The 15,027-nt window shown below is 58.5% G+C and carries 12 protein-coding genes; 1 reads left to right on the plus strand and 11 read right to left on the minus strand.

Annotated elements, in window-relative coordinates; translation table 11 throughout:
• Window positions 1-81: 81 nt before the first annotated feature.
• The 11 genes from HWX91_RS11220 to HWX91_RS11270 form a co-directional block, all read right to left on the minus strand.
• Window positions 82-888: a heparin lyase I family protein gene (locus tag HWX91_RS11220; protein ID WP_025648115.1), complete on the minus strand. Its 807-nt coding sequence runs from the start codon at window positions 886-888 to the stop codon at window positions 82-84.
• Window positions 885-2,048, minus strand: coding sequence for a glycosyltransferase family 4 protein (locus HWX91_RS11225; protein ID WP_028193835.1), 1,164 nt, complete (start codon window positions 2,046-2,048; stop codon window positions 885-887). The genes HWX91_RS11220 and HWX91_RS11225 overlap by 4 nt, the downstream gene beginning before the upstream one ends.
• Window positions 2,041-3,360 carry an O-antigen ligase family protein gene (locus HWX91_RS11230; protein ID WP_042273519.1) on the minus strand — a complete coding sequence of 440 codons (1,320 nt, stop codon included), beginning with the start codon at window positions 3,358-3,360 and terminating at the stop codon, window positions 2,041-2,043. The genes HWX91_RS11225 and HWX91_RS11230 overlap by 8 nt, the downstream gene beginning before the upstream one ends.
• Complete coding sequence (locus tag HWX91_RS11235) at window positions 3,353-4,180, minus strand: glycosyltransferase family 25 protein (protein ID WP_028193836.1); 828 nt, start codon at window positions 4,178-4,180, stop codon at window positions 3,353-3,355. The genes HWX91_RS11230 and HWX91_RS11235 overlap by 8 nt, the downstream gene beginning before the upstream one ends.
• Window positions 4,177-5,475: a flippase gene (locus HWX91_RS11240; RefSeq protein WP_028193837.1), complete on the minus strand. Its 1,299-nt coding sequence runs from the start codon at window positions 5,473-5,475 to the stop codon at window positions 4,177-4,179. Before HWX91_RS11240 ends, HWX91_RS11235 begins: the two co-directional genes overlap by 4 nt.
• 39 nt (window positions 5,476-5,514) lie before the next feature.
• Window positions 5,515-6,759 (minus strand): UDP-N-acetyl-D-mannosamine dehydrogenase, encoded by a 1,245-nt coding sequence (wecC, locus tag HWX91_RS11245; protein WP_028193838.1) that lies wholly within the window; start codon window positions 6,757-6,759, stop codon window positions 5,515-5,517.
• Between the two features lie 32 nt (window positions 6,760-6,791).
• Complete coding sequence (wecB, locus tag HWX91_RS11250; protein ID WP_042273509.1) at window positions 6,792-7,940, minus strand: non-hydrolyzing UDP-N-acetylglucosamine 2-epimerase; 1,149 nt, start codon at window positions 7,938-7,940, stop codon at window positions 6,792-6,794.
• A 94-nt stretch (window positions 7,941-8,034) separates the two neighbouring features.
• Window positions 8,035-10,248: a polysaccharide biosynthesis tyrosine autokinase gene (locus HWX91_RS11255; RefSeq protein ID WP_028193840.1), complete on the minus strand. Its 2,214-nt coding sequence runs from the start codon at window positions 10,246-10,248 to the stop codon at window positions 8,035-8,037.
• A gap of 3 nt (window positions 10,249-10,251) precedes the next feature.
• Window positions 10,252-10,692, minus strand: coding sequence for a low molecular weight protein-tyrosine-phosphatase (locus HWX91_RS11260; protein WP_025647939.1), 441 nt, complete (start codon window positions 10,690-10,692; stop codon window positions 10,252-10,254).
• Complete coding sequence (locus HWX91_RS11265; RefSeq protein ID WP_028193841.1) at window positions 10,689-11,966, minus strand: polysaccharide biosynthesis/export family protein; 1,278 nt, start codon at window positions 11,964-11,966, stop codon at window positions 10,689-10,691. The genes HWX91_RS11260 and HWX91_RS11265 overlap by 4 nt, the downstream gene beginning before the upstream one ends.
• Window positions 11,967-12,139: 173 nt before the next feature.
• Window positions 12,140-13,555, minus strand: coding sequence for an undecaprenyl-phosphate glucose phosphotransferase (locus HWX91_RS11270; protein WP_028193842.1), 1,416 nt, complete (start codon window positions 13,553-13,555; stop codon window positions 12,140-12,142).
• A gap of 455 nt (window positions 13,556-14,010) precedes the next feature.
• Here HWX91_RS11270 and HWX91_RS11275 point away from each other — a divergent pair, with 455 nt between their 5' ends.
• Window positions 14,011-14,988, plus strand: coding sequence for a 2-dehydropantoate 2-reductase (locus HWX91_RS11275; protein ID WP_028193843.1), 978 nt, complete (start codon window positions 14,011-14,013; stop codon window positions 14,986-14,988).
• Window positions 14,989-15,027 lie beyond the last annotated feature (39 nt).

Here is a 15,027-nt window from a genome sequence, read left to right on the forward strand (position 1 = left end):
GACATCCAAGTATTTCAATGCGCTTCATAAAACCACTCTCTATAGCCTCCGCGAATCAATGGTTTATCGCGGATGGGATACTCATTTCTTCGAAACCGAAACCGGCCCGAAGAACAGCGTAATTTCACTGACATCGGATGGCGACGCATTCCATCCGGCCTTGTACAACCCCATCTTGAGATATGCGTCCTGCACCCCCGGATAGGCGTTCGGCGTCCCTTGCGATGCAAACACCGAATGCCCGTCTTTCCACAATTGAGTCGATGCGTGATGACCTGAATCGTCGGCAACATAGCGCAGCGCCCAGTTGACCCACTTGCCCTGATCGGCCTCGGCGCAACACAGCCACTTCCCTGCCGAAACGGTCATTGTATTTGCGCCTCCACGTTCGGAAATTGCGTACCGATTGCCTTGCAGGCTCAGCGCGATCGTTGGGCCGCCCGTCCACTCTCCTTGATGGATCTGCGTGACAATGACCGCCTGTTTGGTGTCGAACTTGAACCCAGCAGGAATGAAGGTGCTCCATCTCAGCAAATAGTCTGAGCCTTGCGAAAAACTCACTGCTTTCGGGAAGATCAACTCCGCACGAGGGACGCCGTTGGCAATCTTCGAAAAGTCTTCGGATTTTGACAGATGAACGCGTACGGCCTTCCTTCCTGGCATCACCGGATCATCAACTACGGCTATATCGCCGACATTCGCCTGAACGCCGATGTTCGCATCAACGCCACCGCTCCATGTCGTCGAGAACAGCTTGTCGTAGGTGCTCGCCAACGCTGTCATTTTCGGATCGGTCCAGACGACACCCATTTCCTGCGCGCTAACTACGCTACATAGGATTCCAAAAATACCAATCAGACTCCATCGGTAACCGGGCATGACGTTCATAGACCTTCCTCCCCTTTTGAATCGTTCACTACCCGATAGCAGTGAACGTACTGACTCACTATCGCGCCAACCGAATAGCGGCTTAGCGCCCGGGACACAGCTGCTTCCCCCATCGCATACGCGATATCGGGGCGCTCTATCAGAAACCGAATTCTTTTCGCAAGTGCGCGCACGCTTCCGGGGCGTACCAGATAACCTGTCACCCCGTCCTCGACCAGATCCAGGAAACCTCCCACTCCGGTGCCGATCACCGGTCGCCCGATAAACATCGCCTCCAACGTCGAGATGCCAAATGCCTCGAAATGACTCGGCATGCAAAACAGGCGAGCGTCGCGATAGAACGCGAGCTTTTCATCGCCCTGCAGCCAGCCAACGAAGCGCACCTGATCGCCTATACCGTAACCAATCGCCGCACGCGCCCATCTGTCTGTGTCGCCGCCCCCCGCCAACCTCAATTGGAAGTTCAGTCCTTGACGGGTCAATAGCGCCGTCGCTCTCAACAGCTCGTCAATCCCCTTTCCTTCCGTAAATCTGCCGACAAAAGCGACGTATGGCGTGACGTCGGTACCTTGCGCGTCAGAGCTGTCACGCAGCGCCGCACCTGCCATCGCCTCGGCCTCACACGCGGTGTTTCCGATCACATAGAGGCCATGTGCCCCCCCGCGATATCCTTGAAGCTCGGCCGCAATCGCCGATGACACCGCCACCACGCCGTCAGCCCCGCGAATAAAACATGACACCGCTTTACGCGTGAATGAGCCACTATTGGTCCAGAACTTGCGGAAGTTTCCCGCATGCAGATGGAAAATCGTCTTCTTTCCAATGAGCCTGGCAAGAACGTATAAGGTGAATTTCCGGTAAAACGATCCGCGGACCGACACATGGAAGTGAACCAGGTCGACGCCGTTCAACATCGCAATCAGAAAGCGCGGAATATCGAGCAGCAGAAAGCACAACAAAGAATTCACGCTCTGGAATCCATGTGTTTCGAAGATCGCTAACACCACCGCCTCGCGCTGGAACTGGTTTCGCTGAGCACCGAGTTCTGCGAGAACCGAAGCAATGCCGCCTCGCTGCCCATGGCCCGGTCCTACGTGCAGCACCCGCAACGGCGACGCTCTATAGTGCGCGTTCGAGTCAAAGTCATTGAGCTTACGCATCGCCGGACTTTTCCCTTGAAGCGGGATGCTCGGCAGCGGCGCGCTTGACAAGCACAGCGATCATGGCCAAGTACGGGCTGATGATCGCGGACACGAGGACGTGCCCCGCCGTACACGCCGTCGCCATCAGAACGATAAAAAACCACTTGCCAAACCGCGGCATGGCGCCGCCCTCGCCATAAAGGAACGCCTTGCCCATGCTCCACAAGTAGAGGACACAAACCGGCAAGCCCATTGCCAACACCAGATCCGGTACGTCGATCTCAACGAGATAGCGCACCACCGGATAGCCCCCCGTCAGCAGCGCCACGTAGCCCTCTTTCGCCACGTCGTCCCATACGTTAGAAAACTTGACGTCACGTCCGGACAGGGCCATGGTGAGCATGCCTGCGCCGCGAGTCTGGCCATGCTGGTACATGAAATATTGCAGGCTAAGCGCAACGGCGCTCTTAACGCCCGGCACCACCAGATAGACGACAACCGCGATAGCGGCCAACGTACCGACGACACCCAACGCGCGAGCGGTCGCCTTCGGCACCCGATATCTGGCATAGAAGTACGAACAGGTCACCGCGACGGTCCCGGCCATCGCGGCTTTCGTGCCAACCAGACCCGAAGCCAACACAATACTGCCAATCAGCGCGCCATTCCATACCGACCAACCAGACTTCAGCACTCGGAGCAGACCGTAGCTCAGGCCCACTATCATCAGTGCCGACGCTTCGTTCTGCGCATACACGATACCTTTGTAGCCGGACCTTATCTGCGTGTCGGCCCAATAACTACGAAACATATCGATCGAAAACACCGCACCCGTGACAATGGACAACGCGTAGGCCAGCAGCGTGAAGCGCATGATCGGTTCGAGCTCTTCCAGTTGCTGGGCACTCATTCCCGATAGCGCCGCAAAGCACACAAAGAAAGAGAATACTTTGAGAACGAACACTATCTGTTGCGCCAACTCAGCGCTCGACATATCGCCGAACGCGTAAGTCACGGCCGCCGCCAGAATCGCAAGCACCGCCAACAGTGCAGTGCGCCAACTCGACCTCTTCAACCTGCTACCCGCCAACAATACCAACAGCAGCCCAGCAACCATGCTCCCGCGAACGAACAACGAATAACGGGCATCGCCACCTGCGGAGTCGAACCCGTGCGCGGCTCTGACCGATAGAAAATCCGCGAACGGAGATAGCGCGAGACCACCAGCGAATATGATCCACCCCAGCGTGATTGGCGCCCGTCGTGTTGATTTCTGCACGCTCACGCCACTTTGGGCGCTTCGCCGGTGTAGTGATGCTGGGTTATTCATGACGTGCTCTTCCATCCTCGCCTGGAGACGAAAGCCGGTTTAACGCGACCGCGCCCCATCGAGCAGTGGTTCGCAGAAGGCGCAGCGGCCAAAGCGTCGCGTCATGCACCCACGTACGCGAACCGATGCGCACTTTGCGCTCCGGATCGATGCTGCTGGCTAGTCGTTCAAAGTCCTCCCACACGGCATAGGGACGGAGTTCGACCACGCGAGCAGCACCGTGATCCCGATGCCACGGCCAGTCATCAAGCAGCGTGCCGATTGGACCGTCCGTGTAGGCGAGTGCCTTACGGGCCGCTTGTGCGGACATCCAGTAGCCCACCGACCCTGAAGTCCACTGTTTGAACGGAACGCCAATTCTCAGCCCCTCGACAGTCGAGACCCGCCTCAGCGGTTCGTTGAAGTACGTCCACAACGACGCCGCGCGTCGCAACTTGGATCGTCCAAGCAATACAATGTCGGCGCAGCGAGACAACTCAAACTCATTCGCCCGGAGCACACAGGCAAAAAATGCTGGCTCCAGGATCGCATCGTCTTCGAGAACCACCGCGGCGTGTCCCGTGTCGGCAATCGCACGCCACACTGAACGATGACTCATGAAGCACGCGACCTCAGCGGGGGTCATTGCGCGTCCGTAACGATGGCGCGCCGCTTTGTCGTCATAGGCGGTACTGAGTTCGATTTCGGTAAGCGCACGCGCATCGACCGCATCCTCGATACGGAATGCAGTGTCATGATCAGTCAATACCTTGGCGATCGCCTCGCGACGGCCCGAACGCAATAACGATATGACGTGAATAGGGACTCTGCTCTCCATCATCGATTCAACAATTGAGTAAAGTGGTTGCGCAGCAACGGCTTGCGCAAAATCATCAACACATAGATACCGAGCAGCACCACCTCGGCAACGAGAAGCGATGCCGCCGCCCCGTCGGCGCCAAAACGCGGCGTCAGGACAATTGCAAGCCCAACATTCAGCACGCCTGCAGCCAACATCATCATCGTGCGGATACGCGTATTCCCGAACGGCACAAGCACCTGCAATCCGAGGAAATAAGCCAGATTGCCGAAGATGGTTGCCAGGCTGAGCAGCTTCAGCACCGACGCCGAAGCTGCAAAACCAGTGCCCAACACTGTCGCGAGTGGCGCCGAGAGATAGGCGACAGCGACCACTCCAGCAACGGTCGTTACCGCAGTGGCTGCAGTTCCGATCACCGTAAGCCGGGCAGCCGCCAAGGGGTGCCCTCTGAAAAGCGCGGCAACACGCGGGTAGCACACCGTATTAATCTGTGCCGGGACCATATTGGCCACGGTCTTCAGCTTGTCGGCCGCGATATAGATACCCACCTGATAAGGCGTCGTCGTTGACGCGAGAATGACCGCATTCGTTACGCCGAACAGGCTCACCGATGCGGACGACACAAACATGTCTGCACTTTCCCGAATGCGCCGCCAAACTGAATGTGCCGACACGCTCGGGCGGTGCAAAACGCCGAGGCGCCATGCGGCAACCAGCGAGAACAGTCCCGTCAGGACCGCCGTCAACCCCTGTATTGCCGCTGCAACTGCAACATCGCTACTGTGATGCACGAAAATGAATGTCAGCGGCAAACTGGAAAAGCGTCCGGCTAGCGCCACGGTTGAAAAAACGGAAAACCGCTCCAGCCCCTGCAGCAGCCAGTTCAATGTAAAGACATTGCCGATCACCGTCAGCCACGCTGCGAATACCACGGGGTACACCGATGCGAGCTTGCTATCAAAGTGCGCGACGACCAGCAGCGCGATGAACGAGATCGCACAAAGACAACTCTTGGCGATCATCGTCGACCAGATGAGCTCGTTAAGAACCTTCGGCTGGTCACGGCATTCGACCACCGCCTTGGGGCCACTCAGAAAGAATCCCCACTCGGTCACTAGCATGCCGTAGGTTGCAACCGCCGTCGCATAGCCGAGCACGCCAAAATGCGCCACGCCAAGCACGCGCGTCAGGTACGGAAATGTTGCCAGCGGCACAATATAGTTGCCGATCTGCCACATCATCAACGCAAGGAAGTTCATGCGCATACGCGCGGCCTTCGTTGCGGACCCGGCGTGCTTCATCTGCTCGCCGCTCACGAGATATCCCGGCATTGACGCGCCAGGCAGTGCGCAAGCTTACGCATGCGCCAGCACACCACGCGTATCGATCACAACTTTGGCCTGGAAGCGCACGTGATCCACGCGCCGGAACTGTGCATGGTCGACCAGAATGACGATGATGTCAGCTTTGAGCAGCGCTTCGGTCAATTCGCAAAGCTGAGCTTTCCCTTCAAGCGCCTCCGGCAATGTTCTGACGTTCGGTTCGACCACCACCACTTGTCCTGCGAATCGCTCCGCGAGTTCGCTGGCGATATGCAACGCCGGGCTTTCGCGGAGGTCATCGATATTCGCCTTGAACGCCAGTCCAAGACACGCGATCACCGGATCCTTGAAACGCCGCGCCGCGCGTTCGACCCGGTCGATCACGTAGCCTGGCTTATCGTCGTTCACTGCTCGCGCGGTACGAATCAAGCGCGCCTGCTCCGGAGCGGAGTCCACGATGAACCATGGGTCGACGGCGATGCAATGACCACCCACGCCGGGCCCCGGTTGCAGGATGCTTACGCGCGGATGTCGGTTCGCAAGGCGAATCAACTCCCAAACGTTGATATCAAGTTTGTCGCAGATGATCGACAGTTCGTTTGCAAACGCAATATTCACGTCCCGAAACGAATTCTCGGTAAGCTTGCACATCTCAGCAGTGCGAGCATCGGTCAGAATGCATTCACCGCGCACGAAGCTTTGGTACAGTTCGCGCGCCAGTTCGCTGCATCGGGGTGTCATCCCACCAATCACACGATCGTTTTCAACGAGTTCGCGAATCACGTGCCCCGGCAAAACACGCTCAGGGCAATGCGCGATACGAATGTCCGAGTTTTCACCCGACTGCTGCGGAAAGCTTAGATCAGGCCGAAGTTCCGCCATCCATGCCGCCATCTGCTCGGTTGCGCCCACCGGAGAAGTCGACTCGAGCACGACCAGATCACCCTTCTTAAGCACAGGAGCAACAGCACGGCTCGCCGCCTCGATATAGCTTAGGTCCGGCCGAAATCCGTCGGCGAATGGTGTGGGCACGGCGATTAAAAACGCGTCGGCGGGTTCCGGCACTGTCGTCGCTCGCAGATAGCCTTGCGTAACTGCTGCATGAACGAGCATGTCGAGTTCGGGTTCGACAATGTGAATAGCACCCTTGTTAATAGTGTCGACTGCGTGCTGATTGACATCGACACCGATCACGCGCTTTCGGCGCACCGCGAAGGCTGCTGCAGTCGGCAAGCCAATGTAGCCGAGTCCAACTACCGAAATAGTTTCGAATTCCATATTGATCAATCTGTAGAGTTATCTGTTTGCCGTTACGCCGCAAGGGTCGCCGCCGGGGGATTTGCCGTAAGTGCGCGGGCGATGCGCTCGCAAGCGTTGCCATCGCCGTACGGATTGCTGCCGCGGCTCATTGCGTCATACATCCTGGAGTCAGAAAGTAGTTGCGACGCGCCGTCAAAAATCTTCTGTGCATCGGTTCCGACAAGCTTCACCACGCCGGCATCCACTGCTTCTTGCCGTTCGGTCGTATCGCGCATCACGAGCACCGGTTTTCCAAGCGATGGCGCCTCTTCCTGAACGCCACCAGAATCGGTCAGAATCAGAAACGCGCGATCCATCAGGTAAACAAAAGGTAGATAGTCAAGCGGCTCAATAAGATGAACGTTCGGAATATTTGAAAGAAGGCGGTTCACAGGCTCGCGTACGCTTGGATTGAGATGCATTGGGTACACGATGTCCGCGTCTGGATGCGCACGTGCCAGTTGCGCAAGCGCCGAGCAGATACGTTCGAATCCGTCGCCGAAACTTTCCCGGCGGTGCCCCGTAACGAGAACGATGCGCCGATCCGCCTCGAGGTTCGGTAAGTGGCGCTCCGCTGAGGCGCGCAACTGCGGATCGTTCGCAAGCAACTCACGTACGTGCAACAGTGCGTCGATCACCGTATTGCCTGTCACTACGATCCGATCGTCTGGCACGTTTTCAGCAAGCAGGTTCTGACGCGCACGCTCTGTGGGCGCAAAATGTGTTGCCGCCAGCACCCCGGTCAGTTTGCGGTTCGCCTCCTCAGGCCACGGCGACAGGAGATTTCCGGTCCGCAGACCAGCTTCGACGTGCCCAACCGGAATGCGTTGGTAGAACGAAGCCAAACTTGCCGCCATCGTCGTCGTGGTGTCGCCGTGCACGAGAACGAGGTCCGGCCTGCAATCGGTCAGCACATCTCGCATGCCGAGCATGATGGAGGTCGTCACGTCATAAAGGTCCTGGCCTCGCTTCATCACGTTCAGGTCGAAATGAGGACGTATCCGAAATAGGGACAACACCTGGTCGAGCATTTCCCGATGCTGACCCGTCACGCAAACGAAACAGTCAATCCCCTTCGTATTCTTGAGCCGCCTCACAAGCGGCGCCATCTTTATGGCTTCCGGACGGGTTCCGAACGTAAGCAGTATCCGGCTGTTCATAGCGGCCACCACGTACTGAGCGTGTAAGTTTCACAGGTATGCATTGCATTAATGCCGCATGCCGGCGCCCAGCACCCGGTCTGATTTTCGGAGTTCATGATTCAGCCTTCTTTGCTTCGTATTCCGAGAATGCACCGTAGCTGCTGGCGCGTTGCGGCACATCAGTTAGCAGGATGCCGTTCACCGCTACGCCAGCGCTATTCAACTGACGCGTCGTTTCGCCTAGTTCCGCTGCGGAATGACGGCCATGGCGCATGACGAGCAATGTCGCGCCGGCATGTTTTCCGATCAGGACAGGATCGGTGACGGCCAGAACCGGCGGCGAGTCCACGATGACTACGTCGTATTCCTTGCCGAACTGCGCCAATACCTGGGCAAAGCGCTCGCTAATCAACAACTCAGCCGGACTCGACGGAACGGTGCCGCTCATGAGTACGTCGAGTTTGGGTAGAACCTCGCGATGAATCGCCTTTTCGGGAGCAATACCGCTAATTACGTCTGATAGCCCCGGCTTGCGCGGCAATTCAAAATAGGTGTGAACGTTGCCGCGACGCATGTCCGCATCAACAAGCAATACCCGCTTCCCTGTGGCCGCGAGCACCGTCGCGAGATTCACGGAGAGGAACGACTTGCCGACACCGGGCCGCGGCCCGGTGAGCATCACGATATTGTTGTCGGGCTTCAGAATGCCGAACTGCAACGCCGTACGCAGGCTCCTGATACCCTCCACGGCGATATCTTCGGGGAAGGCCGCGGCCAGCACGCGGGGACCCAACGCGTCTCTGCGAGGCGACTGTTGCAACTTCATTTGACGCTCGCTACGCGAAATGATTGCGTACACCGGCACGTCAACCGCGCGTTCGATTTCCGCCGGGCTCTCAAGACCGCGATTGAGTACGCGTCGTACGAATGCAATCGTGCATCCGAGTAACAGACCGAAGACGGCCGACAAGGCAACGACAAGCAGCTTCTTGGGTTTGACTGGCTTTTCTGCAACGACGGCGTAATCGACCGTACGCACGTTGCCCAACTGGCCCGCCTTCAAAATTCGCAATTGCTGCGTGCTGTCGAGAAGTTTTGTGTACAGGTCCGTATTCACCTGCACGTCGCGCATCAACCGCAGCGCCTGCTGTTGAATGTCGGGCATAGCTCCGACTTTGCGATCGAACGCATTCTGCTGCTGCTGAAGCTCGCCGATTTGCGCATCAATCGCCGCAACGGACGGGTGCGCAGCAGTAAAGCGCTGAACAAGCTGTGAGCGCTGCTGTTGCAGGTCGATCAATTTCGCCTTGCTATCGACGATCGATTGCAATAAAAGCTTGCCCTCCGCCTCCAGGTCGACGGTACCGTGTTGCGCCCGGAACGAGTTGTAACGCTGCTCGGCCTTGTCGAGATCTCCTCTCAACTGTGGAAGCTGCTCACCGAGAAAGCTGAGCATCTGCTCGGCCTGTGCCGACTTCCGGTCTACATTGCGCTGCACGTAGATATGCGCGATGGCGTTCACCGTCGCTGTAGTTTGAGCGGCATCTGTTCCATCAAGTGCGACTGAGATGATGCCGGACTGCTTGACCTTTTCCTTGATGTCGAGCGCCTTGCGTAGATCATCAATCGTGAGCTGGGTCGACGACCGGGTGACGTCGAACGTCGTACCAGCGTGGGCGACCATCCTGGCCACGGTCAACTCTATGGGCCCATACTCAGTCGTGCCACGTTCAGGATTTCCGACACGGCCGTGAAGTACCGTGTTGCCTTTCGGATCGCGAAGCTCAAAGCGCTCATTCGCCTCAGCGATAATCGTAAAGGTCCTGTCGTACTGCACGCGCGGCACGTCGAATTGCGTCATGTCGAGCCTTTCGCCACCCCACGCAAAATGACGCAGCCCCATTACCGGGTCGGCGAGCCCATCCCCCGAAGCACGCCTTGCAATTAGTGCTCCGATCACCGGGAAATAGCGTGGCTCGACACCGATATCGAGGTGTAGGCGGCTCACGGCTTCGCTGGCGACCATCCGTGAACGGATCAGTTCAATCTCCGCGTCTGCCGTCGCTTTGTTCTGGAAAAGCGAGGCAAGATCACCCAGCTTGTCATTGATGTTGCCAGCACCAGAGTCGTCGTCCACCTGAATCATGGCGTCGGCTCTATAGACGGGCGTTTCAAAGAATGCGTACGCTACGCCGAGAATCAGCATCCCGGCGGTAACAAGCGCGATCAAAAGCCGATTCTCGCGAATAACCGCAATGATTTCGGAAAGGTCGATTTCGTCGTCAGCCGACGCATCGGCCGCACGACTTTGTTTAAGCAGATTCATGATTCAGTGAGCCAACCTTGCAATAACGTCGCGCCAGTTCGAAATACCGTGTTCGATCTGTGCAAATGCCAGGTCAAATGCGGCGCGATGCCGCCGATAGGGATCGACGATGTCAATCTGATCGTGTTCGCCCAGGCGAAAGACCTTTCCTCTTGCGAACGGATAAGTCGTCACAATCAACTCGCGCTGCACCTGAGTCATGCTCAGGATCAGTTCGGCGGCACACACATCCTCGCGCGTCAGAGCGGTTGCCACATGATCACTGATATCCAGACCCTGCTCGCTCGCAAGCTGCATAGCTAGCGGATCAGCGCGCTCGCCAACCAACGCCCTGGTGCCTGCCGAACTCACGACGAGCTGCGGCAGCTCCCTCTGAAGCATCACTCGCGCGACCGGGCTCCGGCACACATTGCCCTCGCAAACCATCAGAACGCTACCGATCATTTCGCCACCACGCCTGCGGTCAACCCCGCGTTGACAAGCGGCATCAACAAACTCAGCACACGATTGAAGCGAACGAGGCCGCTGCCATCCACATACACGACATCCTTCGGCTCCAGGTCGAATTCCTTGGCGATCAACATTGCAACCGGCGAACTGCCGTCGAGGTGAAAGACCTGCGGTGCCTCGGTGAGCGAACCGCGAATCACAAACATCTGCGCGGCGTCAGCGGTGCTCGAGTTCACGCTTCCCGCCTGCGAAAGCGCATCCGCCAGCGTGATACGCCCGGTTCTGCGCGGAATGGCCGAAACGGGTTTGTTCACTTCGCCCATCACGTACACCGTGTTTTCGTCACGCGACACCACACGCAACATGTCGCCGGACTTCAGATACAACCGCGATGGGCTCATCCCCTGGGCAATCATCTGGGTCAGATTCACTCGATGCGAGACACCGTCACGCACCAGTACGACGTCACTCTGATCGGCCGTATCGCTGAACCCACCAGCCCTGCTGATCGCTTCGTAGAAAGTCATTGGCACGTCATTCACAGCCAGAACGCCGGGGTTATGCACCTCGCCATCGACATAAACCTGATGTGCCCGATACGACGCCATTCGCACCGTCACCTGCGGCTTGACGAGATACTTCGCCAGTGCGGTCGTCACACGCTGCTGAATCTCTTCGATATGCAAACCCGCTACCTGTAGCGTGCCCGCGTAAGGAAAGGTCAACTTACCGCCCTGGTCGACGACAAAACCGGCCATCGGGTCGGCCGGACGCGGCGACGACTGCGTCTGTGCCGAGCCCAGCGCCGCGGCAAACTCAGGGTGATCCCAGACGACGATCTGAAGCACGTCACCCGGGCCGACTGTATAAGCCTGGGGCGCCCCGGAAAGGAGTTGCGCCTGCTCCAGCTGCTTCTGCTTTTGCTCTTCGGACATGCGCTTGACCAGTGCAATATCGAGTTCCGTCAGCGGAATCTCCGGCGTACCCGCCGTGGCATCCACCTTCCCGCGCGCCTTGCTCAAATCCTCTTGCGCTGCGGGATCAGATGCTTTCGTGGCCCCCGCGGTATCGTTCGCAACCATGGCGCCAGCGGCCACGCCCGGCGCGTTCGCCGGATAAGCAAAGTCCGCTGCCGTGGTCTGCACCTGGCTTGACGAAGTCTTCATACGCATGCCAGGCGCCGCCGCGCAAGCGGACAGCAGCAGAGTCGCCGCAACTGTCAAAGATCCAAGACGACCGATCGTCTGCGTAGGGGTCACCACTAACATCCTGTTCAACCTGTTTCCTAAACGAGTCGCGCCACGCGCACCGCTCGTGTCGTCACGAGCCACTAGGCCATCCCAACTCAACTTCCATTTGCGTTCATGCCATGCGCGCCGGCCAAGCCTTGCCGAACTTCGCGCGCACTGACGCTCTCTGCCTGATACGAATACGCCGCACGTCAGTACGCGTTTCGATGCACCAGTCCCTTCACCACCGTGGCAACAACGATGCGCATATCCAGCCCGAACGACCAGTTGCGCAAGTAATAAAGATCGCGCTCGACCCGCCCCTGCATCTTCTCGATCCGATCGGTCTCGCCTCGAAAGCCGTTCACTTGCGCCCAGCCCGTGATGCCAGGTTTGATGCGGTAGCGGTGGATATAGCCGTCAACCAGACTGCGGTACTGATCGTCATGCTCGAGTGCATGCGGACGCGGCCCCACCACCGACATCTCGCCACGCAAGACATTGAGAAACTGAGGCAACTCGTCAAGGCTCGTGCGGCGCAGAAACGCGCCCACCCGCGTGATGCGCGGATCTCCGCGCGTGGCTTGGCGCACCACACCGGCTTGCTCTGCGTGCACGCGCATCGTGCGGAACTTGAAGATGCGAAAGACCTCGCCGTCCACGCCCTTGCGCCGTTGGGTAAAGAACACCGGCCCCTTCGACGACAGCTTGATAGCCGCCGCAATCGCGAGCATGAGCGGCGACAGCGCGAGCAATGCCGCGGCCGCAAACAGCCGGTCGAAGATCGCTTTCTGGAGCAACGCGCGCGGTGTCATGGGCGAGGCCATCAGATTGACGGCCGGAGCGCCGATCAGATCGACGAGGTGTCCATCGAACATCGCGAGACTGCGTACGTCGGGGATGAACCGCAGATTGACGAGGTCGCCGCTGAATTCATCGATTAGCCGTAATACCATCTGCTCTTCGGACATCGGCAACGCGATCCATACTTCTTCGATTCGTTCGCTTCGCACCCAGTGTGCAAATTCACGCACACGCTTGAATGAGCGCAAACCCGGAAAGTCAGGCTCGCTGTGCGGCTGCGTGTTTAAGGTGGCAACCGCCTTGAAGCCGGCGCTCGGCGAACTCACCATGTTGCCTATCACGCTATCGCGATGCGCCCCCGCGCCCACCACGGCCACCATGCGCAGATTGCGTCCCGCGCGGCGCATCCGGCCGAGCACGGTATGCACGAGCAAGCGCGATGCGACGAGTCCGCCCGCGGTCATCAGGGTCCAACTCACACACCAGAGCCGCGACACCGACGCCGTGCGGTGAAGCAGGAACATGATCGCGAGACCGCAAAGCTGCACCGCAATCCAGCCGAACACGATGTTGACGACAAGACGCCATTTCGAGCGACCGCGCCACGAGTCGTAAGTGCCGAACAGGGGCAACAGCAAAATCGCCAATGCCATGTCAAGCACCACAAAGGCGCCTTCGAGAATCGGATGTGCGGCGCCGGTCACCAACAGGAGCGAAGCAAGCGCCGCGCCGAGTGCGATCAACATCACATCGAGCAGACGCGCGAGTACGTTTTCGATGTACGCAAAATCCTCGCGAGCGGCGTGACGACTCATCGTGAGCATGGCGCTTAACCTGTCGTTCGGCCGCGCCGCAGTGCCGTACACTCGCCGCCATGCCATCCGCACACCAGCGGCACACACAAAAACACTTTCGAATTCTGCAAATCAATCTTCGACTTCACGGCATCGCTTCCAGGAATCAGTTCGCAATGCCATTCATCTGCATCACTTTTCAACGAAGCCGCATTCTCCTCTCAACGACATCCTGATCGATTGCGAAATTTCCCATTTCTGCCCGGTATCAATCAGACGAACTACGCCAATTTCTGACTGGTTCCGAGATACGCTCAGCGCCTCCCCACTCCTCTCTTCCATAACCAATCCCTAATACATCGGCGGAGAAACTTTAACTATCTGCAATTGCGTGGGAGACTTATGCTCGATCAATGACCCGCCGCCGCGGCAAGACCACATGCGGCGGCGGGCAAGCGACTTCTCATAGTCACAGGGGCGGCATCATGAAGATTTGCGTCTTCGGAGCAGGAGCGATTGGCGGTTTGATGGGCGTGCAACTGGCGCGCGTCGGCGCGGAGGTGAGTTTCGTCGCACGCGGCGCGCATCTGGCGGCGATGCGCGAACACGGCGCGAGGTTGATCATGGACGGTGAAACGTACAGCGCGCCGGTACGCTGTACGTCGGACCCGCGCGAACTCGGCGTGCAGGACTTCGTCATCATCACGTTGAAGGCACACTCGCTGCCGGGCGTGGTCGAGACCATGCAACCGCTGCTCGGCAAGCACACGGCGATCGTCACGGGCGTCAACGGCATTCCTTACTGGTACTTCTATCAGCACGGCGGAAAATTCGCCGGCACGCGCCTCGCCAGCATCGACCCGGACGGCAGCCAGTGGACGAGACTCGGTCCGGAACGCGCGATTGGCTGTGTGCTGTACCCCGCTGCGGAGATCGTCGAACCGGGTGTCATCAAGCACGTGTATGGCAAGAAATTCCCGATCGGCGAACCGAGCGGCGAACGCACGCCACGCATTCAGCAGTTGCACGAGATCATGCAGGCAGCGGGTTTCGATGCGCCGATCCGCGACAATATCCGCGACGAAATCTGGCTCAAGCTATGGGGCAACCTGTGCTTCAACCCGATCAGCGCGTTGACTCACGCCACACTCGACGTCCTCACCAGCGACCCCGGCACGCGCGCGGTATCACGCACAATGATGCTGGAGGCCAAGCGCATTGCGGATCAGTTCGGCGTGCATTTTCGGGTGGATGTGGAAAAGCGCATCGACGGCGCGGGTGCGGTCGGCGCGCATAAAACCTCGACGCTGGTCGATCTGGAGAACCGCCGGCCGATGGAAATCGATCCGCTCCTGACGGTGGTCCAGGAGATGGGCCGTCTCGTTGCCGAGCCCACGCCGACTATCGACGTCGTGCTCGCCCTGATCAAACTGCGCGAACGGATGGCATTGCAGGGCAACTGAACGTCAGTTCACGCTGCCTGCCCACCTCTCGCGGCAGGC

Source organism: Paraburkholderia fungorum (assembly GCF_902833645.1).
In the GTDB taxonomy this organism is placed as follows: domain Bacteria; phylum Pseudomonadota; class Gammaproteobacteria; order Burkholderiales; family Burkholderiaceae; genus Paraburkholderia; species Paraburkholderia fungorum.